At 54.8% G+C, this 23,006-nt stretch carries 23 protein-coding genes; 16 read left to right on the plus strand and 7 right to left on the minus strand.

Annotated features, from left to right (window positions below; translation table 11 throughout):
• The first annotated feature begins 136 nt into the window (after window positions 1–136).
• Window positions 137–1,174 carry an AbrB family transcriptional regulator gene (locus KCG48_RS05420; RefSeq protein ID WP_211800389.1) on the plus strand — a complete coding sequence of 346 codons (1,038 nt, stop codon included), beginning with the start codon at window positions 137–139 and terminating at the stop codon, window positions 1,172–1,174.
• Between the two features lie 163 nt (window positions 1,175–1,337).
• A complete protein-coding gene (locus KCG48_RS05425) occupies window positions 1,338–1,691 on the plus strand; it encodes a YciI family protein (protein ID WP_211800390.1) in 354 nt (117 codons plus the stop codon).
• 90 nt (window positions 1,692–1,781) lie between these two features.
• Here KCG48_RS05425 and KCG48_RS05430 read toward each other — a convergent pair whose 3' ends face one another.
• Window positions 1,782–2,231 carry an Lrp/AsnC family transcriptional regulator gene (locus KCG48_RS05430; protein ID WP_211800391.1) on the minus strand — a complete coding sequence of 150 codons (450 nt, stop codon included), beginning with the start codon at window positions 2,229–2,231 and terminating at the stop codon, window positions 1,782–1,784.
• Window positions 2,232–2,539: 308 nt separating this feature from the next.
• On the opposite strand from KCG48_RS05430, the gene KCG48_RS05435 reads away from it, so the two are divergent.
• The gene (locus KCG48_RS05435) at window positions 2,540–3,955 is read left to right on the plus strand and encodes an aspartate ammonia-lyase (RefSeq protein ID WP_211800392.1); all 1,416 of its coding nucleotides are present in this window, start codon (window positions 2,540–2,542) and stop codon (window positions 3,953–3,955) included.
• A gap of 83 nt (window positions 3,956–4,038) precedes the next feature.
• Here KCG48_RS05435 and KCG48_RS05440 read toward each other — a convergent pair whose 3' ends face one another.
• Window positions 4,039–4,467: a Fur family transcriptional regulator gene (locus KCG48_RS05440; RefSeq protein WP_211800393.1), complete on the minus strand. Its 429-nt coding sequence runs from the start codon at window positions 4,465–4,467 to the stop codon at window positions 4,039–4,041.
• Window positions 4,468–4,620: 153 nt separating this feature from the next.
• Here KCG48_RS05440 and KCG48_RS05445 point away from each other — a divergent pair, with 153 nt between their 5' ends.
• The gene (locus KCG48_RS05445) at window positions 4,621–5,829 is read left to right on the plus strand and encodes a 6-phosphofructokinase (protein ID WP_211800394.1); all 1,209 of its coding nucleotides are present in this window, start codon (window positions 4,621–4,623) and stop codon (window positions 5,827–5,829) included.
• Between the two features lie 43 nt (window positions 5,830–5,872).
• On the opposite strand, the gene KCG48_RS05450 is transcribed toward KCG48_RS05445, so the two are convergent.
• Window positions 5,873–6,664: a metal ABC transporter permease gene (locus KCG48_RS05450; protein WP_211800396.1), complete on the minus strand. Its 792-nt coding sequence runs from the start codon at window positions 6,662–6,664 to the stop codon at window positions 5,873–5,875.
• On the minus strand, window positions 6,664–7,353 hold the full coding sequence (locus KCG48_RS05455) for a metal ABC transporter ATP-binding protein (protein WP_211800398.1): 690 nt from the start codon (window positions 7,351–7,353) through the stop codon (window positions 6,664–6,666). The genes KCG48_RS05450 and KCG48_RS05455 overlap by 1 nt, the downstream gene beginning before the upstream one ends.
• A gap of 121 nt (window positions 7,354–7,474) precedes the next feature.
• On the opposite strand from KCG48_RS05455, the gene KCG48_RS05460 reads away from it, so the two are divergent.
• From KCG48_RS05460 to KCG48_RS05495, 8 genes are all read left to right on the plus strand, one after another.
• Window positions 7,475–8,398, plus strand: a complete 924-nt coding sequence (locus tag KCG48_RS05460) for a metal ABC transporter substrate-binding protein (RefSeq protein WP_211800399.1) — start codon at window positions 7,475–7,477, stop codon at window positions 8,396–8,398.
• A gap of 123 nt (window positions 8,399–8,521) precedes the next feature.
• Window positions 8,522–8,995: a PH domain-containing protein gene (locus KCG48_RS05465; RefSeq protein WP_211800401.1), complete on the plus strand. Its 474-nt coding sequence runs from the start codon at window positions 8,522–8,524 to the stop codon at window positions 8,993–8,995.
• 74 nt (window positions 8,996–9,069) lie between these two features.
• Complete coding sequence (pepF, locus tag KCG48_RS05470) at window positions 9,070–10,863, plus strand: oligoendopeptidase F (RefSeq protein ID WP_211800402.1); 1,794 nt, start codon at window positions 9,070–9,072, stop codon at window positions 10,861–10,863.
• A 79-nt stretch (window positions 10,864–10,942) separates the two neighbouring features.
• Window positions 10,943–11,926, plus strand: coding sequence for a rhomboid family intramembrane serine protease (locus KCG48_RS05475; RefSeq protein WP_211800404.1), 984 nt, complete (start codon window positions 10,943–10,945; stop codon window positions 11,924–11,926).
• A gap of 102 nt (window positions 11,927–12,028) precedes the next feature.
• A complete protein-coding gene (locus tag KCG48_RS05480; RefSeq protein WP_211800406.1) occupies window positions 12,029–13,180 on the plus strand; it encodes a YkvA family protein in 1,152 nt (383 codons plus the stop codon).
• A 47-nt stretch (window positions 13,181–13,227) separates the two neighbouring features.
• The gene (locus KCG48_RS05485; RefSeq protein WP_211800408.1) at window positions 13,228–13,863 is read left to right on the plus strand and encodes a ribonuclease H1 domain-containing protein; all 636 of its coding nucleotides are present in this window, start codon (window positions 13,228–13,230) and stop codon (window positions 13,861–13,863) included.
• Between the two features lie 224 nt (window positions 13,864–14,087).
• Entirely contained in the window at window positions 14,088–15,383 is a 1,296-nt protein-coding gene (locus tag KCG48_RS05490; protein ID WP_211800410.1) for a helix-turn-helix domain-containing protein, read from the plus strand.
• Window positions 15,383–16,639 carry a helix-turn-helix domain-containing protein gene (locus KCG48_RS05495; protein ID WP_211800412.1) on the plus strand — a complete coding sequence of 419 codons (1,257 nt, stop codon included), beginning with the start codon at window positions 15,383–15,385 and terminating at the stop codon, window positions 16,637–16,639. Before KCG48_RS05490 ends, KCG48_RS05495 begins: the two co-directional genes overlap by 1 nt.
• A gap of 61 nt (window positions 16,640–16,700) precedes the next feature.
• On the opposite strand, the gene KCG48_RS05500 is transcribed toward KCG48_RS05495, so the two are convergent.
• The 3 genes from KCG48_RS05500 to KCG48_RS05510 all read right to left on the minus strand — a co-directional run bounded on the left by KCG48_RS05500 (window position 16,701) and on the right by KCG48_RS05510 (window position 19,207).
• Window positions 16,701–18,320 (minus strand): ABC1 kinase family protein, encoded by a 1,620-nt coding sequence (locus KCG48_RS05500; RefSeq protein ID WP_211800414.1) that lies wholly within the window; start codon window positions 18,318–18,320, stop codon window positions 16,701–16,703.
• Between the two features lie 30 nt (window positions 18,321–18,350).
• Complete coding sequence (locus tag KCG48_RS05505; protein ID WP_211800416.1) at window positions 18,351–18,650, minus strand: phasin family protein; 300 nt, start codon at window positions 18,648–18,650, stop codon at window positions 18,351–18,353.
• 179 nt (window positions 18,651–18,829) lie between these two features.
• Window positions 18,830–19,207, minus strand: coding sequence for a PspC domain-containing protein (locus KCG48_RS05510; protein ID WP_211800418.1), 378 nt, complete (start codon window positions 19,205–19,207; stop codon window positions 18,830–18,832).
• 168 nt (window positions 19,208–19,375) lie between these two features.
• Here KCG48_RS05510 and KCG48_RS05515 point away from each other — a divergent pair, with 168 nt between their 5' ends.
• The 4 genes from KCG48_RS05515 to KCG48_RS05530 are packed head-to-tail and all read left to right on the plus strand — an operon-like array spanning window position 19,376 to window position 23,006.
• The gene (locus KCG48_RS05515) at window positions 19,376–20,530 is read left to right on the plus strand and encodes an alanyl-tRNA editing protein (protein WP_211800420.1); all 1,155 of its coding nucleotides are present in this window, start codon (window positions 19,376–19,378) and stop codon (window positions 20,528–20,530) included.
• A 52-nt stretch (window positions 20,531–20,582) separates the two neighbouring features.
• Entirely contained in the window at window positions 20,583–21,713 is a 1,131-nt protein-coding gene (locus KCG48_RS05520) for a cysteine desulfurase family protein (protein WP_211800422.1), read from the plus strand.
• A gap of 1 nt (window position 21,714) precedes the next feature.
• Window positions 21,715–22,860, plus strand: a complete 1,146-nt coding sequence (thiI, locus tag KCG48_RS05525) for a tRNA uracil 4-sulfurtransferase ThiI (protein WP_211800424.1) — start codon at window positions 21,715–21,717, stop codon at window positions 22,858–22,860.
• Complete coding sequence (locus tag KCG48_RS05530) at window positions 22,857–23,006, plus strand: hypothetical protein (protein ID WP_211800426.1); 150 nt, start codon at window positions 22,857–22,859, stop codon at window positions 23,004–23,006. The genes thiI and KCG48_RS05530 overlap by 4 nt, the downstream gene beginning before the upstream one ends.

Raw genomic sequence — 23,006 nt, forward strand, 5'->3', positions numbered from 1 at the left:
TTTTCGGTGTGCAGAGGCTCCATCTCCAGGGCTCCATGGCTTATGATGAGAGAAGAGATCATGAAACCGTTCTTCAAGATAGATCGGTAATAACGGTTCTGAATTGACAGTCGGTAGAAAGGCAGGAAACAAGGATATGGGACCATTACTGATGACCCTTTTGGCAGGATTTTTGGGAGGAGCTTTGCTGCAGCGGCTTCGTGTCCCCGGGGGCATGATGCTGGGCAGTGTGGCCGTGGTGGCGCTGCTCAACATCAACACCTCCTGGGTGGACATCCCTTCGGGCTTCCGTTTTGTGGCCCAGTGCATCACGGGAGCCTACATTGGCATGACGGTGCAGAAGAAGGACCTGCCGCGGCTGAAGCATCTTTTTAAGCCTGTGCTGACGCTCCTTTGCGGGCTGCTTCTTGTGAATCTTCTGGTGGGCTATGCCATTTATCTCTTGAGTCCTCTGGATCTTCTCACGGCCATGCTCTGCGCCGTGCCGGGCGGCATCAGCGACATGCCCCTCATCGCCGTGGATCTGGGGGCCGATGCCCCGAAGGTGGCCGTGATGCAGTTTGTCCGGCTGATCTCCGGCCTGGCCATGATTCCCCTTCTCGTCCGGCAGCAAGGAGAGACTGTGGAGGCTACGGTAAAGACCAAGAGTGGGGATATTCTCCCGAAAACTCCAAAATTCAGCAAAAGTCTGGCTTTCGCCCTCCTGGTGGCGGTACTGGCGGGATACCTGGGAAAGGTGCTGGAGATTCCGGCGGGAACCCTTCTTTTCGCCATGCTCAGTGTGGTCCTCTTAAAGCTCTGCTCCCTGGAAGTGACCTTTCCTTTATGGTTCAAGCGGGTAGCCCAGCTTTTCTCCGGGGCTTACATCGGCAGCCACTTTGGTTATCGGGATTTCCAGGAGCTGAAGTTTCTCCTGATTCCTGCGGTTTTTCTTGTAGTGGTCAATGTCCTGGCCTGTCTCGCCATGGGGCATTTCCTCAGCAGGGCCTACCGCATGCCCCTATCCCAGGCCATCCTTTCCTCCTCTCCCGCAGGGGCTTCGGACATGGCCCTCATTGCCTCGGATCTGGGGGTATCCGGTTCTGATGTGGCTTTGGTCCAGATCTTTCGTCTTCTGGGCGCCGTGGCGCTTTTTCCCCAAATCATCCGGCTTCTGGTGGAGGCCCTGGTCTAGATTAATTGATGAGCCATTTCGCCAAGAATTTTTTCTTGGCGAAATGGTTTTTTTATGGAAATTACTGTTCCTCATGATGATCCAGAAGGTAAAATGAAAAAAAGACGGGATATCGAAGGAGAGCTGTACGCTTCTCTCCCGAGTTCCCGGAAGGAGCGATGAAATGAAATTTATGCTTCTGGTGAAGGCCTCGACAAAATCGGAAGAAGGGCACTTCCCGTCCCAAGGGCTGCAGGATGCCATGGGCCGGTTCAACGGGGAGCTTCGTGAGGCCGGGGTGCGGATCATGGCCCATGGGCTCTATCCCAGCTCCCGGGGATTAAGGATTTTCTTCCCCGGGGAGGGCCTGCCCCCAAGAATGGAAGAAGGGCCATTTGTCCCCGCCCGGGAAGTGGTGGCGGGTTTTATCCTCTTTGAGGCTGACAACTGGGAAGAAGCCGTGGCCTGGGCGAAGCGGATGCCGGACCCCCAAGGGTATGGCGAAGGGGAGATCGAGCTTCGTCAGCTCCATGAGTAGGAACGGTTCAAAAAAGGTTAATCCCGGAAAACGAAAAACAGAGAAAGGAGGCCCGGAGCCTTCTTTCTCTGTTTTCTGTTGTACATTTTCTTAGTAGCTGGGGGTGTCTGTCCAGCCAATGCCCCGATGATCCACGGGAGTGGAGAAGACGATCTGGGTTTCGGTGTTCCCGAAGCGCTGCAGGGCACCAATGAAGGTATCCAGCTCCATGGTGGTGTGGAAGGCCACCTTGAGGAGCATGGAGTATTTTCCCGTGACGCAATTGCATTCCAGCACATTGGGGCAGGCGGCGATGAAGGGGTAAAACTCGGGTTTTTGCTTAGGGGTCATTTCCAGATTGATGAAGGCTTTAATGTGGTAGCCCATGCGCATGAGGTCCACCTGGGCGCTGTAGCCTTTGATGAATCCTTCCTCCTCCAGCTTCAGAATCCGGGCGGAGACGGCGGGGGTGGAGAGGAAGACGGCTTCCGCCAGGCTTTTTAGGGAGTAGCGGGCATTTTTCTGCAAGAGCTCCAAGAGTTTCTGATCGATTTTATCCATGGAAATCATCCTTTCGGGGTCAGCCTAATGTTCATATCGTAAAGTCCCGGGAGCGGATTTGCAAGCTCTATTTTCTTCACGACTTAAAAAAGACAGTTCTGCATTGCCTGAACTTGAGAAAATAAAGAAAGGGCTTTTCTTCCGCTTTCGATTCGAAGGTGGAAAAGGGGGCCAAGGGGGGGCTGAAAAAGCTGAGCAACGTTTTCACCTTGGGTTTCTTCGGAGTTTCCTTCCGGTGATTTACAGCCAAAGGCTGGGGTGGTACGATTTCTCCCATGAAGAAGTCCATCAGGAAAGGAAGGGATACCATGGAGACACGTGTGGAGAGCGATTCGATCGGCAGAATGATGATTCCCCAGGAGGCTTATTATGGGGTACAGACCCAAAGGGGCTATGAGAATTTCCGGATCACCGGGCGCAGGATGCCGGCAGAGATGGTGGAAAGCCTGGTGGAGATCAAGAAGGCCGCAGCCCTCATGAATCAGAAGACCGGTCAGCTGGACAAGGAGGTGGCCGAGGCCATTGTGGCTGCCTGCGACGAGATTCTGGCCGGAGCCCTGCGGGATCAGTTTATCCTGGATCCCATCCAGGGAGGTGCCGGAACCTCGGCCAACATGAACGCCAACGAAGTCATCGCCAACCGGGCCTCGGAAATCCTGGGCGGTCCCCGGGGAGACTATGCCCGGGTGAGCCCCAACGACCAGGTGAACATGTCCCAGTCCACCAATGATGTGTTTCCCACCGCCGGCCGTATCATGCTCCTGAAGATGATTCCCCGGCTGGTCCACGAAGAGAAGCGGCTGTACCTGGCCCTGGAGCGAAAGGCCGAGGAGCTGGACGATGTGGTGAAGATGGGGCGAACCCAGCTCCAGGATGCGGTGCCCATCCGCATGGGGCAGACCTTCCATGCCTATGCCCAAGCTGTTCGTCGGGATATTATCCGCCTAAGCCGGGTGGAAAAGGAGCTCCTGTCCACCAACATGGGCGGCACCGCCGTGGGGACTTCCCTCAATGCCAAACCGGAGTACGTGGCAGGCATCCACCAGGAGCTGCAGCAGGTGACGGGACTGGAACTGGTTCCTGCCCGGGATCTCCTGGATGCCACCCAGAACCTGGACAGCTTTGTGAGTTTATCCGGAGCCCTGAAGATTCAGGCGGTGACCCTGTCTAAAATAGCCAATGACCTGCGGCTCCTCTCCAGCGGACCCAAGGCAGGCATGGGGGAAATCAGCCTGCCCGCTCGGCAGAATGGTTCCTCCATCATGCCGGGGAAGGTGAATCCGGTGATCCCCGAGGTGGTGAACCAGGTGGCCTTTGCCGTCATGGGCAATGATTTCACCGTCACCATGGCCGCGGAGGCCGGGCAGCTGGAACTCAATGCCTTTGAACCGGTGATCTTCGACCGGCTCTATGATTCCCTAAGTATGCTGACGGAAGGCCTGAAGACCTTCACCGATCACTGTATCCAGGGCATCACGGCCCATAAGGAGCGCTGCGCCAAACAGGTCCATGAGAGCATCGGCCTGGTCACTATCCTTTGTCCCGCCATCGGCTACAAGAAAGCCGCCGATCTGGCAAAGAAAGCCCTGGCCATGGGGATCAGCGTCAAGGATCTCGTCCTGGCGGAAGGGCTCATGGATTTCCGTACCCTGGAGAAAGCCCTGGATCCCCACGCCATGACAGGTCCTAAGCGGGAGAAACCTTCCATGATCCGGGCGGTCTAGGAAACGACAGTCAACCATCAGAATGAACGAGGAACCTTCCTTGGGCTGGCCGCCCATGGAAGGTTCCTCGTCTAACTTTTCCTTTAGGGAACTTGCTTTTTGGGGGTATCCAGACAGTCTTTGCAGATGCCTTTCAGCTCCAGGTGGTGCTCCGTGAGATGGAAGCCCGTTTCCCGGCTGATGAGGTCCTCAATCTGCTTCATGGGACAGTCCAGATCGATGACCTTGTGACAGGAGTCGCACTCCACCTGGTGATGGTGGCCGTGGCGAACCAGACTGAAGACGTATTTTTTCTCCCCCAGGTCATATTTAATGATGAGGCCCTTTTCCTCGAAGATTTCCAGGGTGCGGTAGACGGTGCTGAGATTTAAGGAGAGCTTGGCCTCCAGAGCGCGATGGTAGATTTTTTCCGCCTCGATGCCCTGGAGCTCTTGCTCCAGAATCTCATAGATGGCCACCCGGGGCTTGGTGACCTTTATGCCATGGTCCTTCAGGACCTTCATAGTTTCCATGGTTATCACTCCTTGTGGAAGAGGCTGCGTCATGGCGAGCCTTTTCTGGTCGTTTCTCCGCTGCTTTTTCCGGGAACTTCCCGGGAAAGCCATGGAGGAGCGGCGGATTTATGGTAGAATGGGATTGAAAAAACGAAACTGCGAGGTAATCCAATGAAAAATTGTGTTATTGCTCAATCCGGTGGACCCACGTCGGTCATCAATGCTTCCGTCATGGGGCTTCTTCGACGAAACAATGAAACCCGAGTATACGATAAAGTATTGGGAGGAATCAACGGCATTGAAGGAATCCTCCAGGAGGACTTTGTGGATCTTTCCCTCCTGACGGAGGAGGAAATTCATGCAGTGACCCATACCCCTTCAGCGGCCCTGGGCTCCTGCCGCTACAAGCTGAAGGATGCGGTCACCAGCAAGGAAGAATATGAGCGTCTGTTCCAGATTTTTGAAAAGCACGACATCCAGGCCTTCTTCTATGCCGGTGGCAATGATTCCCAGGATACGGTGCGAAAGCTCGCCGCCTATGCCAAGGATCATGGCATCGCCATGAACTTCATCGGCATTCCCAAAACCGTGGACAACGATCTTCAGGTCATCGACCATGCCCCGGGATTCGGCTCAGCCGCCCGCTACATCGCCGTCAGTGTCCTGGAGAGCTTCCTGGATGGGCTGGTGTACACGAACAACGGGATCTTCATCACGGAGACCATGGGTCGGGATGCCGGCTGGCTGGCTGCCTCGGGAGCCCTGGCCACCTACAATGGCCGCCGCTGCGCCGATATTGTGCTTCTTCCGGAAATCCCCTTCGAGGAAGAAAAATTCCTGAAGAAGGTGGAGGAAATCTACAAGACGAAGAATCAGGTGTACATTGTGGCTTCGGAAGGCGTTCGTCTTCCCGACGGGTCCTTCCTGGCGGCCACCAAGGCCCATGCCCATGACAGCTTTGGCCATGCCCAGCTGGGCGGGGCAGGCAATGCCCTGAAGGGCCTCATCGTGGATGCTGGCATCACCTCCCGGGTGAAGGTGCTGGAACTGTCCACCCTGCAGCGCTCTGCCTTCCATCTGGTCTCCCCGGTGGATTTGGAGGAAGCGGGAAAGCTGGGAGCTCAAGCCCTGGATTTGGCTGCCGCCGGTGAAACGGGCAAGGTGTCCATTTTGGTGCGCACCGCCGATGAACCCTATACGGTGGAGTATACCTCCACGGATGCAGCAAACATCGCCAATCATGTGAAGTACATGCCCCGGGACATGGTCACGGAGGACGGCATGAACATCACGGAGGAAGCCCTCCGCTATTTCCGGCCCCTCACGGGGGAGCTTCCCGTCTACCGGGTGCTCCACCACTTCCACGACGAGAAGAAATAAATTTATTCAAGGTCCGCAGGGAAAGCTTTTCCCCGCGGACTTTCTATTTGCTGAAGGGATTGAGCAGCAGGGAGCCCAGCATGGTGACGACACTCATGAGGGCGATGGTGCCGCCGGGGGCACTGTCAAAGGTATAGGAGAGAATGAGGCCCAGGAGCACATCCAGGAGACCGATGAGGACTCCCAGAAGGAGGGTGCTGCGAAAGCCCTTCTTGAACTGCATGGCCGAGGCCACGGGCAGTACAATGAGGGAGGAGATGACGAGGACACCGGTGATCCGGATGGAAACGGAAATGGCCAGTCCCATGAGGAGGGCGAAGATGTAGTTGATCCGCTTGACCTTCACCCGGGAAACCAGGGCACCGTCTTCATCAAAGGTGGTGTAGATGAGTTCGTGGTAAAAGACCTTCACTGCCAGGAGGGTCACCAAAGTGACGATAAGCACCAGAAGGAGATCCTGCCGGGTCACCGTGAGGATGCTGCCGAAGAGGTACTGGTTGATGTTGGTGTTGGCTTTTCCGCTGGAGACCAGCACGATGGCGATGCCCACGCTGAGGGTCATGACCACGGACATGAGGATTTCCGCGTAGCGCTTGAAGCGGTCCCGGAGAAACTCAATGAGAAAAGCAGCCAGGGTGGTGAAGAGGATGGAGGTGATGGTGGGGGTGACCCCGATGACGATGCCAATGGCCACGCCGGCCAAAGAGGCATGGGCCAAGGTATCGCCCATCATGGCGTAGCGCCGAAGCACCAGGAAGATTCCGATGACCGGGGCCAGGATGGCCACCATGGCCCCCGCCAGGAGGGCATTTTGCATGAAGGGATAGGCCAGCATCAGAATTCCCCCTTTCGGAAGACGAGCATATTGTCCACGTCCTCGTGCTGGATATTGGTCTTGAAGGTTTTAATGTCATAGAGGACCCCGATCTGGTCTCCCATGCGGATGATGTAGTCGGAACTGTGGATGGCGGCGGAAATATTATGTTCCACCGTGAGGATGGTGACATTCTTTTCCCGCAGCTGACGGAGAATGCCCCGCACTTCCTTCTGGCTGCGAAGATCCATGCCCGTGGAGGGCTCGTCTAGGATGATCACCTCGGGATCGCCCAAAAGGGCCCGGCCAATGAAGATCCGCTGGGTCTGTCCGCCGGACAGGTCGCCAATGAGGGTTTTTTTGAAGCCGGACATGGACACGTCGGCGAGGGCCTTGTCGATGCGGCCCTCATCGGGCATTCCCAGGGCTTTCAGGTGGATTTTATAGACTTCCTCCACGGTGATGGGGAACTGCTTGTTGAAGCTCTCCATCCGCTGGGGCACATAGGCCACACTGGGCGAGGCAATGGTGATGCTGCCTTTCAGGGGGGTCAGAAGACCCACCATGAGTTTCACCAAAGTAGATTTCGCGGAGCCGTTCTCTCCGATGATGGACACCAGCTGGCCTCCCGGAATGGACATGGACATATTCTCAATGAGGAAGGGCGGTTCTCCCGTGTAGGAGAAGGTCAGGTCTTTAATTTCGATCATGGTGTGCGCTCCAGTCCTCCCGTGGGACTGTACAATCCTTTTTGAAGTGTTGACAAATAAAATGACTTATCCTATTATACTCTTACATGCAAATGATTTGCAACAAGCAGGAGGAAGCATTTTGAAAAAGAGTTTAACATTCAGCATCGCCGCCCTGGCGGTGTCATTATTGGCCGCCGGATGCGCGGCAAAGGAAGCGCCGGAAACACCGGCAGAAGGCAAGTCCGTCATCACCGTGGCCACTTCCATCAATCCCGTGGATCAGGTGGTGAAGATCGTGGGTGGAGACCTGGTGAGCACCTGGAAGATTGTTCCCGAGGGCAGCGAAGCCCATGATTTCGAGCCCACGATCCAGGATATGGGCAAGCTTTCCCAGGTGAATCTTCTCTTCATCAACGGGCTGGACATGGAGCCCTGGGTGGAGAAGGCCGTGGAGAATTCCGGCAACGGAAAGCTTCAGCTGGTGGATCTTTCCACCGGAGCGGATCTCATCCCCTTGGAGGCCGAAGAGGGACATACCGTCGATGACGGCCACGATCACGGGGAGTTTGATCCCCATCTCTGGCTCAGCCTGGATGCCCTCATGGTCATGGCCGAGAATGCCGAAAAGGCCCTGGCCGAAGCCGCTCCAGACCACGCCGCGGAGTTTGCCGAAAATCTTCGGACTTTCCAGGAAACGGCCCAGGGGTTGAAAGCCGAATATCAGGAAAAGTTTGCCCCCTATGAAGGCAAAGCCTTTGTTACGGGCCATGCGGCCTTTGCCTACCTCACCCGGGAACTGGGTCTGGTCCAGAAAGCCGTGGAGGGTCCCTTCCAGGAGGGAGAACCTACCCCCAAAACTCTGGAAGAGCTCATCAGCTTTGTGAAGCAGGAAGGGATCAAGACGATTTTCCTGGAGGAACAGGCGTCCCCGAAAGTATCGGAGACCTTGGCCCGGGAAACGGGGAGCACCACCGTGGCCATCAACACCCTGGAGGCGGAGGGGGAGCTTCTCTCCACCCTAAAGGAAACCTATGAGAAAATCCTGAAGAGCGTTCAGCCTTAAGGCATATTTCGTTTCATCACCGGCAGAAAATCTGCCGGTTTTTTTTCGCTAATTTTCGAAAATTCAAGATTTATTTAGGGAACTTCCGCTATAATCAAACTATCGAGGGAAAGAGGGGGGATCGTGTTGCGCTATTATTCCAAACGAGACCGGTTTTATGCGGTGATGATCTGGGGCACAGCCCTCTTCACCCTATATGTGCTGGTGAAGATGCTGGCGGCCCGGGAGCCCATCGAACCCCTGGCGATCCTGGTCTTTCTCAGCGTTCTGCTCTTCCTCTTATCCATGTGGTTTGGCACCTACTATGTGTTCCGGGAAGAGGATATTCTGGCCCGCAGCGGCTGGATCCGGGACCGGTACCCCTATGGAGCCATCACGGAGATTCGGCGATCCCGTTCCCTCTATTCTTCCCTGGCCCTTTCCCGCCAGCGCATGGCGGTGTACATCCAGGGACGGCTGAAGGGCTATATCTCGCCTTTGGATGAACGGGGGTTTCTCCTGGAGCTGAAGAACCATGTGGACATCACCAAGTTCAGCATCACCGCCGAGGTGCTTCCGGAGCTTTCGGGAGTACAGAAGTTTCCCGATGAGGTATAGTTTACCCTGGGGAAACGGGGTAAAGGCCGATCATCTCGATTATAATGAAACCAAATGAACAAACGGAGGTTACTATGGAGAACAAAGTAAAACTGCGCAGTGAAATCGAAGACCGCTTCAAATGGCGTGTGGAGGACATTTTCCCGTCCAACGAAGCCTTTGAGGAAGAGCTGGCCAAACTCAAGGAAGAGGCCCCGGTGCTCCTGACCCACAAGAATAAGATCCAGGAGAAGGCGGGCCTTCTGGCGTACCTGAAGGATTTTGAAGTCTACACCCGACGGCTGGAGAAGCTCTATGTCTATGCCAGCATGAAGAGCCATGAAGACACGGCCAACAATGTTCAGCAGGTGATTCTGTCCAAGGTGGCCCAGTATGCCGCCGAATACAGCGCCATGGTGAGCTGGTTTGTGCCGGAACTACTGTCCCTGGATGATGCCATCATCGAAGGATACCTGGCCGATGAGGAGCTGGCGCTATACCGCTTCTACATCGCCTCCATCGTCAAGGAGAAGCCCCATGTCCTTTCCAAGGAAAAGGAAGAGCTTCTGGCCACGCTGTCCGATTCCCTCAATGCCCCGGATGACATCTTCTCCATCTTCACCAATGCGGACATGACTTTCCAGGATGTGGTGGATGAGGCCGGAGAAGCTCACCCCATGACCGAAGGAAGCTACAGCATGTATATTCAGTCCAAGGACCGAGTCCTTCGAAAAAATGCCTTCCTGGAGCTTTTCGGCACCTACGGCAAGTTCAAGAACACCCTGGGACAGACCCTGTCCTCCAATATGAAGACCTTCAACCTGAAGGCGAAGATTCGGAACTATGCCGGACCCATCGAGGCATCCCTAAGCCCCAACAATATTCCCGTGGCCGTCTATGACAACAGCCTCGAGACCATCAGCGAAGGGGTGAAGTCCCTTCACCGTTATGTGGACATTAAGAAGAAGCTCCTGAAGCTGGACGAGATCCACATGTACGACCTCTATGTGCCCATCATCGATGTGCCGGAGGAAAAGATCGAGTTCGAGGACGGCGTGGAGCTGGCCCTGAAAGGACTGGCCCCTTTGGGCGAGGAATATCTGGAGATCTTCCAGGCTGGCATCAGAGACGGCTGGATTGACATCTATGAGAACAAGGGAAAGCGCAGCGGCGCCTATTCCTCAGGAACCTATGACACCGCGCCCTATATCCTCCTGAACTACCACAAGGATCTACGGGATGTGTCCACACTGGTCCATGAAATGGGCCATTCCATCCATTCCTACTATTCCCGAAAGTATCAGCCCTACGTCTACGGCGATTATACCCTCTTCGTGGCAGAGGTGGCTTCCACCACCAATGAGAAGCTCCTCATCAACTACCAGATCGAGGCGGAGAAGGATCCCGTGAAGAAGCTTTACCTGGTGAATCAGGAACTGGAGCAGATCCGCACCACCGTGTTCCGTCAGCTCATGTTCGCCGAGTTTGAGAAGATCACCCATGAGACCATCCAGGCGGGCACCCCCATGACCGGGGATGACTTCAACGCCCTGTGGCTGGACCTCAACCGCAAGTACTTTGGAGAAGGCATCGTTCTTGACGAGGAAATCGCCATCGAGTGGGCCCGAATTCCCCACTTCTACAGCGACTTCTACGTGTATCAGTATGCCACCGGCTATGCCGCAGCCAGCGCCTTTGCCGAGGCCATTCTGGCCGAAGGCAAGAGTGCCGTGGACAAGTACCTGGGCTTCCTGAAGTCCGGAGGCAGCAATTACCCCGTGGAGACCCTGAAGATTGCCGGCGTGGACATGACGTCCAAGGCGCCCCTGGAAGCGACTCTGCGCCGCTTCGATCATCTTCTGGACCTTCTGGAGGAATACATCGGATAGGAAAAGGGCCGAAAGGCCTTTTTTCTTTTGTTCTTTGGCGAAATCAGGTAGAATCAGGATAAGGAAAGGAGGTGCTGTCATGGTGAATCGGATTTTGAAAGACATCATGCACCTGCTCATCGATGAAAAAGGTTTTTTTCTGGAGGAGTTCGCCTCCACGGAGGAGGATTTCTCCTTCTATCTCTATACCCCCATCCGCAACGGCGTCCTAGCGGTGATCTTTTCCAGCCTGGGACGGGAGGAAGACAATCTTCTGGCTTTTCGAAGCCATGCGAAAATCCATAACATTCCCGCCTATGTGGTGAACATCGTCTTCACCCAGGGACACGGCGTCCTCCCTAAAGCTCCCCAGGCCCAGTATTCCGAGGTCTATGTCAATGGGGAAGGGGAGTTCTTCGGCCACGATGATGTGACCCGCTCCGTGCTGGCGAAGCCCTTGCCGAAACCCCGTCCCCGGGCCGCCCTGAAGGATATGGCCCTGACCCTGGGAATTCTGGCGATGAATGTGGCGGTCTATGTGTACACGGCGCTGAAATCCCAAAGCCTGACCATTGATCTTCTGGTGCTTCTTACCACCGGGGCGAAGATTAATGAGCTCATCCTTCGGGGGCAGTACTGGCGGCTCCTCACCTCGGCATTTCTCCATGCGGATTTTCTCCACCTCCTCTTCAACATGTATGCCCTGGTGGTGTTGGGACGCTTTGTGGAAACCGCCCTGGGCAAGGGGCGATTTCTGGGCGTGTATCTTTTCTCCGCCCTCACCGGCGGGATCATGAGCTTTCTCTTCACCCCCAACGTGTCCGTGGGGGCTTCGGGGGCGATCTTTGGCCTCCTGGGCGCCATCTTCATGATGGCCCTCTTCGGGGAGAATAAAACCGTGCGCAGCCTGCTCCCCCGGGTGCTGGCCGTCATGGGCCTTAACCTCCTCCTGGGGATGAGCTCCTCGGGCATCGACAACTTTGGCCATGTGGGGGGCCTTTTGGGCGGCATTTTCCTCACGGGCATCTTTCTTCTGCTGGCAAAAATCCGCCGAAGAGGGGAAGAGGAACCCCCGCAATTGTAAAGTTACTAGAAATTCTTTTCCCGGCCAGGCGCGGGCGGGGAAAGAATTGGCTATAATGAGGTAAAGAGCTGAAAATCCGCGCTCCAAGGAGGAAAAGCAAAGATGAGAATCACATCGGTGACCACCACGCTCAGTGCAGAGGATATTCTGCATGATCTGAAAACTTTAGTGGAGCCCCAGGTTCCTGAACTGACCTTTCATGAGGTGGTGCTTCAGGAGAATTTTCTCGAAATCACCGGGACATTCCGGAAGTTCATTGGGATTCCCTTTCTCGCCCGGGTACGCATCCTCAGTGTCCTGAACAATGTGCTCACCCTGCGCATGGAACGGGTAAAGGTGCTGAAAATCGGCATTCCCAAGTTCGCTTTAAACCTGGCCAGCAAAACCCTGGCGAAAAAAGCGGAAGAAATGGGCCTCACCTATGCCGATAAAGCCCTGTCGGTGAATATCGATTCTGCCCTGCAGAAATCCCCCCATGTTCATCTGGTGGTGGACAATCTGGCCATGGCGGACGGGGTGCTGACCCTGGCCATAAAGGGCATTGAAGCCGATGTGGCCGCCCTTCAGGCGGAGGCGAACAAGGACAAGATCGCAGAGGAGGAAGCCAAGCGCCAGGCGGAGGAAGCCCGGCTCAAGGAGTTCAACCGGAAGCTGGGACTCATCCCTCGCACCGCAGATTCCTATTCCGATTTTCGAAAGAAACTCCTCAAAAAGATTCCCGCCGGACGGAAGAATCTGGGCGAGTACGCCTTCCTCCTGCCGGACCTCTATGTGCTGGCCTATCGCCTCATGAAGGACAAACGGGTGGCTAAACGGGACAAAGTGGTCCTGGGTGTGACCTTCGGGTATCCGCTCCTGCCCTTTGATCTTCTGCCGGACAAGATGCCCATTTTAGGGAAGGTGGATGATCTGGCCCTGATCTTCTTTGGTGCCAACCATATGCTGACGAAAATTCCCGTGCCCATCCTGGTGAAACACTGGCAGGGCGAACTGAAAACCCTGAAGCTTCTGCGGGACAATCTGGGAACCCTCGTGGGCTTTACCCCCGCCAAGACCCTGGATCAGGTCTATGGCATGGTGGACGGCTCCCTGGAGAAGAAGAAACCCTCTTATCTGCCCGATGAGGAGTATCTTCTGCCCGATGAGGTGAAGCCCCTGGATCTGGACCCCATTTTCCAGCCGGTGCTTCAGGCGAAGCCGGAGGAACCCGTAAAGCTTGGGAAAAATATCCCCGAAGAAAACCAAAAGAAATAAAGATCACAAAAGGAGCGTTTCGCTCCTTTTTCAAGGAGAGATTTAAGTTGAGTAAATTTTATGCCGTCATTGGCGGCCATTCCCAGGAGCCCCGGATCCTCACCACCTGGGCAGCCTGTCAAAAGGAAGTCACCGGCGCCAAAGGGGTGAAGTTCAAGAGCTTCCCCACGGAAGAGGGGGCCCGGGAGTTCCTCCGCCTCCACGGCGAAGAGGTGCCGGGAAAGCCCGCGTCCAAGGAAGCTGGGGCAGCCCCGGTGGTGCTCGGTGAGGAAGAAATCGTCGTTTATGTGGACGGCAGCTACGAGGAGAAGACCGGCCGGTATGCCTACGGTCTGGTGGCCGTGGTGGGGGACGAGGAGATCTACACCGATGCCAAAGCCTTCAAGAGCGAGTACAGCAGCATGCGCAATGTGGCGGGAGAGGTGCTGGGCGCCATCACCGCCATGAAGTACGCCAAGGCCAAGGGATTCCGCAAGCTTCACCTGCATTTTGACTATCAGGGCATTGAAAGCTGGGCCCTGGGGACCTGGAAGCGGAATAATCCCCTCACGGCCGGGTATCACACCTTTTTCCAGGACATGAAAAAGGACCTGCAGGTGAAATTCATCAAGGTCAAGGGCCACAGCGGAGATCGGTTCAATGACCGGGCGGATGAACTGGCCAAAAGTGCTTTTTTGGTCTGATTTTTTTAAGTAATGTGGAGCAAGTAGCGGGGGATTCTCAGGAATAACCCATGATTTGGAGGAGGGAGCACCGGAAGGTCCGGTTTTTCCCTCCTCCTTTTCTTGAAATCTGAACTTTTGCTTAAAAAATATGCAAAATTTGGCGATTCCCGTGATTTCCGGCATAATTCGAGTGAGATAATATGTTATAATAAAAATGCGATTATGCCGGAGGAGAGGGTTTTATGGAAGTATTGTCCTTAGGGGAAAAGGTAAAAAAACGAAGAAAAGAATTGAACATGACACTGAAAGATGTGGCAGGCAGTCGGGTAACCCCCGGACAGATCAGTCTGGTGGAGTCCAGCAAATCCAATCCTTCCATGGATCTTCTGGATTACCTTGCCCAAACCCTGGATGTATCGGTGGAATACTTTATGGAGTCGGAGTCCACGCAAGCGGAACGAATCTGTCAGTATTACAGCCGCATGGCGGAGATCAACATCGAGCTCGAGGAGTTCGAGAAGGCCCGGATGTACATCGAAAAAGGGGAACGCTACATCGAAAAATACAATCTGATTCTGCCTAAGGCGAAAAATCTCTACCTTCGGGGGTTCTACGAGATCAAGAAGAAGAACTATACCCCGGGGTATGACTATCTCTTTCAATGCAATGTAATTTACTCCATTCATAATATTAAGGGGGCGTACCTGGAGAACTTCATGCTGGTGGCAAAAACCTTCATGGATACAGGATCCCTCCCCATGGCCATCAGTTATTTCCATAAGTCCGAAGCGCTCTTCACCGAAGGGATTCTCACGGATGAAATCATGCTGGCCAAGGTCTACTTCTATCTGGCGCTGGCTTACAAGAAGCTGGGCCGCCTGGACCGGGCCAAGGAATATACCGGAAAGGCCAATGAGAAGTTTGCCATTTTATCGGACAAGGACTCCTACGCCATGTTCCTCTCCCGGGTGGCCGAGCGCCATGAGCTGGAAGGGAACCTGGAGGAGGCGGGCAAATATTCCGCCATGGCCCTGAATCTCTTCAAGAACTGCGAGGAAGAGATGGAGATGGGCAACATCGAGTTTAACCTGGGTAAGCTCTATGTGGACTTTGATGACTATCAGAGCGCCCTGGAGCATCTTCGAAAAGCCCAGACCATCTTCAGCAAGAATACGGAAAAGCTGGTGGAGGTGTACCTGGTCATCGCCGAGTGCTATGCCCACCTCAACCGAAAAGAGGCCTGCGCGGAGATTATCTCCTATCTGGACCGGATCATTGTGGAAGAGGACTTCCGGGGCAACATCAAGCTTTATCGCCTGAAGTCCAAGGTGGAGAGTCTCTTCAGCAACTCCCGCGATGCGCTGAATTACCTGATCCTGGCCCTCAATTTGGCCAGGGAGAAAAAAATGGCCGAGGAGGAGTCGGAAATTCTGATCCTCATGGCCAAGATCTATCTTGAAAAAGGAAAACAGGTGGATTCGTACAAGCTGCTTGAACAATCCCTGAAAATTACGGAAGACGGGGAGGGTGAACGCTGATGGAAATTCTGAGCACAGGCGAAAAGATCCGGCGGGCGCGGATTCAAAAAGGAATGACCCTAAAGGCTTTATGCGGAGAGGAAATCTCCGTGTCCAAGATGAGCACCATTGAAAATGACAAGGTGCAGGCGGAGGACTGGATCCTGGACCTGGTGGCCCAGCGTCTGGAGATCCCCCGGGAAGAGCTCCAGAAGGATATTCTGGAGGAGATCAGCGATGAACTGACGAGGCTTTCGGAGAATACCTTCTCCAAAACCTATGAAAAAGAGATCCTGGATCTCATTGAGCTCACAGAAGGCAGCGGCTTCCTCAAGGAAACCTTCCTGGCGAGGCTTCAGCTCATCGATCACTACATCGAGAAAAGCAAAATCGAGGAACTGAACTCCGAAATCTCCAATCTCTACAAGGTTCTCATCAAAATTGTGAGCAGCGAGACCCTGTACCTCTACTTCCTCAGCATGGCCAAATATCTCTACGCTACCAATGAGTACCGCAATGCGTTAGTGTTTCTGAACCACCTCATGCTGCGGCTGGATGAGCTGCCGGAGGGCTTCGGCGAGGATCGGAAGCTCTATGTGCCCTATCTCACGGCCACCTGCTATGTGTATCTTCAGGAGTATGAGGAGGCCCGGCGTCTTCTCCCCCAGATCGACCGATTGCTCTCCGCCACGGATAGCAATAAGATCCGGGGAAACATTCACCTGCTCCACTACCTCATCTCCTCCTCGGAAGATGAGGAGGACGCCTACCACAAGGTGTCGGATTATCTGGCGGAATATCCCGAGGTCCATGCCAAGGCCAAGTACCTCATTGCGGTGAAGCACCTGAGCCGCCATGACTATGAAGGGGCTTACCGGGAGATGAACGAAGCTTCCAAGATTTTCCCCCAGGACAAGTTCTCCGACAATGTGGAACTGATCCTCGACGCCATGGCCATGTTCGTCAACGCAGGGCATTATGAGGAAGCCTCCAAGTACATCGATCTCGTGGTGAACTCCGCCATCGAGAACAAAAATCCCGATACGGTGGAAAGAGCCTACTACTTTAAAGGCATCCTCCTGGCGGAAAGCGGAAGCTACGACATGGCGGAAACCTATATGAGCGTATCCCTGGACATGCTGCTGAAGCGGGGCAAATCCTGCGAGCTGGCCAAGCGCTACCGGGATATGGGGAATATCTACTACAAAATGGGCAAAAAGGACGAGGCGATCAAGTATTATGCGTTAGGCATCAACACCAAGTCCAACTGCAACTGATCCAAAACAAGCAAAAAAGACGGCATCTTCTTCAGGGAAGGGCCGTCTTTCGACATTCAGGCTAGATATTGCCAGACTTAAGGATAGAGAAGAGCAGCCAGAGACCCAGAAAACCAGCCAGGCCGAAACCCAGAAGCCCCACGACACTGACGCCGTTGATTTCCGGTCCGCCTCCGCTGCGGATGATGAGGGCCGAGGCGATGATGATGGCGGAGACCACCAGGGCAAAGACCACCCGGTTCACCATTTTGTTGAAGTCCTTCCACCGATGATCGAAGTTGATGATGTCCAGTTTCACCTTTCCCCGGCCGCTGATGAAGTTGTCGAGGATCGTGGAGAGGCTCACGGGGATCCGCAGGGAGTCCTGCAGGAGGGTGTAGCCGGAAAGCAGCAGCTGATCCAGGCTGATTTCCGGGCGGAAGGCCAGGGCTTTGTCTTCCTTCAGGTAATCCCGGGCAATCTCCAGAATGCTGATCTCCGGGGCCAGGTCGCTGATGACCCCCTCCAGAATGAGGAGGGCCTTGAGGAGCGTGGTATATTCCCGGGGAAGCTTCAGGTTGTTTTTCCGGGCGGCTTCAAAGAGATCCATGAAGAGCCGGGACACCTGGATGTGCTTTAAACTGGTCTGCAGGTAGGAGTGGATAATATTCTCCAGATCCTCATAGAGGAGGTTCTTGTTCACGGGGCCTTTCTGCACGGCCACATCCAACACCAGATTGACCAGATGGCCGATGTCCTTTCGCACCAGGGACAGGAGCAGGTCATTGATGGCGCTGCGGGCCTTGGGGCTGAGGCTGCCCATGATGCCAAAATCGATGTAGCAGATCTTCCGCTCACTGATGATGAGGTTACCCGGATGGGGATCCCCATGGAAAAACCCGTTGTGAAAGAGCTGGTAGAGAAAGGACAGTACCAGCTTCCGGCCGATATCCTCCAGGTCATAGCCTTCCTCCAGAAGGGCGGCCTTGTCGGAAATCTTGATCCCTCGGATTTCCTCCTGGACCACCACCCGGGCTGTGGACAGGGGCAGGATGACCTGGGGCGTCATGATGCAGGCGATGTCTTGGTTCTCCTTCTGGAACCGCTGGACAAAACGAACTTCATTGGTGAAATCCAGCTCCACCTTGGTGGTTTCGAGGATTTCTTCCAAAGCTTCCACCGGGTCCAGGAGCACATCCCGTAGGGTGTTGGGCGCTCTTTTTACGATGCGCAGCAGGATATCGATGTCCTCCAGGAGGCTTTTTTCAATGTCCGGCCGCTGGACCTTCACAATGACCGGAGTGCCGTTTTGGAGGACCGCCCGGTGGACCTGGGCCACGGAGGCGCAGGCAATGGGATCTTCCTCCAGGCTTAAGAAAATCTCGCCCGTGGGCCGGTGAAGCTCCTCCTCGATGATTCTGCGAACGGTGGCTGAAGAGAAGGGGGGAACCTTGTCCTGGAGCTTGGAAAGCTCGGCAATGTATTCCGCGGGAAGAACATCGGGGCGGGTGGACAGAATCTGGCCGATCTTAATAAAGGTCGGTCCCAGTTCCTCAAACACCAACCGCAGGTTTTCTGGATCATTCTTCATCTTCTCCGATTTCATTTTGGCATGGAGAATATGGCCAAAGCCATAGGAACTTAAGACCCGGACAATCTGCCGAAACCGCTTCTTCGAAGGTAAACTCTGCTTATCCGCCATACCTGCACCCTTTCCTGCTGCCTTTGCGCGTTACTTTGCGTCGAGATTTGCGATCTTTTCCTCCAAAATACGAACTCTTTCCTCCAGGACCTCCACTTCGCGACGGCCGGCGAAATTCAGCGACTCCAGTATTGAGTCCAGCTTTTCTGCCGTGAGGGTTTCCGGTTCAGCGTCTTTTTTTCGCTGGAGCAGCTCCTCCCGGAGCTCTTTGCCTTCCTTGACGCTGAGTTTTCCCCGTTCAATGAGGTCCTGCACCGTGGCATCCACCTTTTCCAGGGACAAGGTGGCGGCGCCCACGGTGGCCAGCAAGAGTTTTTTCAGTTCTTCCATTTTACTTCCCTCCCAAATTTTGAGGACGGGGAATCCATTCCCGAGTCCTTTTTGAAATATTCTGATATTATCTATTATAGCGCAATCGATTCGAATATTTGTGAAGAAAATATGAAAGGCGGGAAAAAAAGACCATCCTCCGCCCATGAAGGGAAGAGGATGGCGTCAGGAGTTTAAAATTAGGGGCGATCATTGGGGGTGTAGGACCCGCCGGACTTCTTGAAGCTGTCCTGGACTTCTTCAGGCTTGGGGTTTTCCTTGTACTGGACATCCTGATAGGGACGCTGGCCTTCCGGGTCACTTTTGGGGGTGCCGTAGCTGGTATAGCTGCCTTCCTGTCGGCGGTTTCGCTCTGGACGGTCCGCTTCGTGGATATCGGGCATGACGATGGCCAGGATGATGTAGAGGATGATGCCGGGGAAGCCTTGGATCATGAGGGAAACCAGGACGTAGAGGATGCGGATGACGGTGACATCCATATTGAAGTAATCGGCAAATCCAGCCAGTACACCGGAGATCATTTTCTTATCGGAATTTTTATAGAGTTTCTTCTCCATGGGATTACCTTCTTTCATCTGATTTTCTTCATTGTACTGAAGAACTATTAAAATGGAATTAAAGGGGGAAATATCTTTTCTTCGGATTTCGAATTTGCCCGGGAGGTTTCAGGGAAAGGTTTTGGTGCTACAATGGACATACGAGTATGATGAAAAGAGGGGATTGTTATGCTGCCATATCTGACGGATCCGCAAATAACCCGGTTCCACACCCGTGTGAAGAGCGTCGTGGAGGAGAAAGACAGGGTGATGGTTTCCCTTCAGAAAAGTTATTTTTATCCCGAAGGGGGCGGTCAGCCCTCGGACCAGGGAACCCTCAACGGCAAACCCGTGCTGCGGGTCTTCACCGAAGGGGAGGAAATCTGGCATGAGCTGGAGGCGTTCTCCGGCCTCACCATCAATATGCCCGTGGAAGGCATCATTGACCCGGAAAAGCGCCGGGACCACAGCGTTCAGCATACGGCGCAACATCTCTTCACCGCGGTCCTGAAAGACGGATTTGGGGTGGAAACCGTGGCCTTCCATTTGGGGGAACAGTATACCACCATCGACACGGATCGGGAGGTGGAGGAGGAAGTTCTCACGGCGGCGGAGAAGCGGGTCAATGATCTCATTGGCGAGGATCTTCCCGTCAGCGTCTACATTCGGGACAAGTGGAACCTGGGCAGTCTTCCTCTGCGCAAAGCCACAGACCTGGCCACTAACATCCGCATCGTCCAGATCGGCGAAGTGGACTACTGCGCCTGCGGCGGCACCCATGTGTCCAGTCTGAAAGATTTACGGCTCTTCCGGGTCATGCAGAGTGAAAAGCATAAAGGCGGCAGCCGGCTCTACTTCCTTGCCGGAAACCGGGCCTTCCGTTACCTCCGGGACATGGAGGATACGGTGCGTCTTCTCCAAAAAGAGGTTCAGGTCAATGTGGACGAACTGCCCTTCCGGGTGGTTCGGCTCCGGGAGGAGCGGGACGAGTACCGGAAAATGGTCCAGGAGCTGACCGCCCGGCTGGGCGTGGCCCTGGCCCAAGGCTACACCGAGGATACAGTGGTCCAGGAAGTGGATTTCGAGGATGAGCTCATGAAGGCCGTGGGGCTGGAAATGAACCGGAGAAAGAAGGTGGCGGTGTTTTATCGCCCCGACGGACGGATTTTTCTCTTCACCGGCGAGGCCAAGGATGCCCGAAAAATCTTTGAAAGCCTGAAGGCCCGCTTTGCCCTCCGGGGCGGCGGAAGCAGAAGCTTGGTCCAGGGAATCCTGGAAAAACCCGAGGAGATGGGAAGCCTGATCAGTCAAGTCTATTCGGCACTTCTGGACCTTGAGATTTGACTTTCATTGTGTTAAAGTATACCAGTGAAAACTATGGAAGGTGAGAATTTTGATGGAAGCCTATCTGGATAATGCGGCCACCACGCCCATGCATAAGCAGGCGGTGAGGGTCATGGCCGATGCCCTGGAAAATGAATATGGAAATCCGAACTCCCTGCATCAGGTGGGGCGAAGGGCGGAGGATGCCCTGGAAAGGGCACGGAAGACCCTGGCCCAGTCCATCGGCGCTGCTCCGGGGGAGATTATCTTCACCTCCGGTGCCACGGAAGGCAACAATCAGATTCTCCGCTCCTTTATTAAGGAAGGGGCGCACATCATCACCTCAGCCATTGAGCATCCCAGCGTGCTGCGCACTCTGGAGTATGCAAAAAGTCAGGGAGTCCGGGTGGACTTCCTCGGCGTGGATGCCTTGGGACGTATCGATCCCTTGGAACTGGAGGCGAAGATCACCAAGGACACAGTCCTCGTTTCCCTCATGATGGTGAACAATGAAATGGGGGCCATCCAGGATCTGGCGGCTCTTGCCCCCATCATCCGCAGGAAAAGCCGCCGGGCAAAGTTCCATTCCGACGCCGTTCAGGGGTATCTCAAGCTACCGCTGGAGGTGAAGAAAGCGGATCTGGACTTTCTCACGGTGTCCGCCCATAAGGTCCACGGCCCCAAGGGCTGCGGTTTTGTCTATGTCCGCAAGGGGCAGCGTCCCGCCTCCCTTCTTCTGGGGGGAGAGCAGGAACAGGGGCTCCGGGCGGGAACGGTGAACGTTCCGGCCATTGTGGGGTTTGAAGCGGCGGTGAACGCCTTGGCTCCCCATGTGGAAGAAAATGCCGCCCGGGTGAAAAACCTGAAGGCCGAGCTTCTCCGGGAACTAAGTTCCCTGGAGGGGATCCAGGTGAATTCTCCCCTGGAGGAAACCTCACCCTATATTCTCAGCATCGGTATCCCGGGTACCCGGGGTGAAGTCATGCTTCACTATCTCAGCGACAAGGGGGTCTATGTGTCCACAGGCTCTGCCTGCACATCCAAGGACACGAAGGACAGTCATGTGCTCCAGGCCCTGAAGCTTCCGGAGGCCGCCATCAAGGGTAGCATCCGGATCAGTCTCACCGAAACCACCACTTTAGACGAGGTGCGCCATGGCGCGGCCATGATCAAAGAAGCGGTGAACTTTCTAAGGAGGAAGTAGTTTGGAACTTTTACTCATTAAATACGCTTCGGAAATTTTTCTCAAGGGACTCAACCGGGGAAGATTTGAGAAGAAGCTGAAGGAAAATATGAAGAACGTCCTCAAGGACGAGGAATACCGTTTCTACGAGGACCAGAACCGCTGGTTCATTGCCGGGGAAAATCTGGAGACCATCCGGGAGAAGATCCGCAAGGTCTTCGGCGTCATCGAGGTCTGCACTGTGGTGCAGACGGAGCGGAATCTGGAAAAGATCCAGGAGCTGGCTCTTTCGGCCCTTCAGGCCTATCCGGCGGGAACCACCTTTAAAGTGGTGACCAAGCGGGCGGACAAGAACTTCCCCATGGATTCCATGGAGGTGTCCCGTCAGGTGGGCGCCTACCTGCTGAAGAATGCTCCGGGGTATTCCGTGGAGATCAAGTCCCCCCAGGCCTTCATTGATGTGGAGATCCGGGAGCATGCCTACGTCTATATGGCCCGGGTGAAGGGCATCGGCGGCATGCCTTACGGCATCAACGGCAGCACTATGCTCATGCTCTCCGGCGGCATCGATTCCCCCGTGGCAGGATTCCTCTTGGCCAAGCGCGGCATCGAGGTCCACGGGGTGTACTACCACAGCCATCCCTACACCTCCGAGCGGGCCAAGGATAAAGTGAAGGAGCTGGCCGCTATCTTGGCGGGGTATACCGGAAAGTTCCATCTCCATGTGGTGCCCTTTACGGAAATCCAGATGGCCATCATGGATCAGTGCCCAGAGAATGAGCTTACGATCATCATGCGCCGGTTCATGATGATGTGCGCCTGTGCCCTGGCCAAGAAGTACAACATCCACAGCGTCTCCACGGGAGAAAGTGTGGGTCAGGTGGCTTCCCAGACCATGGAAGCTCTGGTGGTGTCCGATGAGGCCTCCGACCGTCCCGTGTTCCGGCCTTTAGTGGCCATGGACAAGGTGGACATCATGGAAATCTCCCAGAACATCGGCACCTACGAGACGTCCATTCTCCCCTACGAGGACTGCTGCACGATTTTCGTGCCCAAGCATCCGGTGACCAAGCCCAAGCTGGAGTACATCAAGAAGCATGAAGCGGTGCTTCCGGTGGAGGAACTGGTGGAGAAGGCCATTGCAGGCGAGGAGGTTTTTGTCCTATGATGGAAGACCTGTTGAAAGACGGCTATGACTATGAAGAGTATACCGAAAACATCATGATGGAGAAGGGCGGATGCTGCAAAAATAACGGCGACGAAAAAAGCACATCCTGCGGTTGTCAGCATAAGGGAATTCCCATTTCGAAATGA

It is taken from the genome of Proteiniclasticum sediminis (assembly GCF_018128025.1).
In the GTDB taxonomy this organism is placed as follows: domain Bacteria; phylum Bacillota; class Clostridia; order Clostridiales; family Clostridiaceae; genus Proteiniclasticum; species Proteiniclasticum sediminis.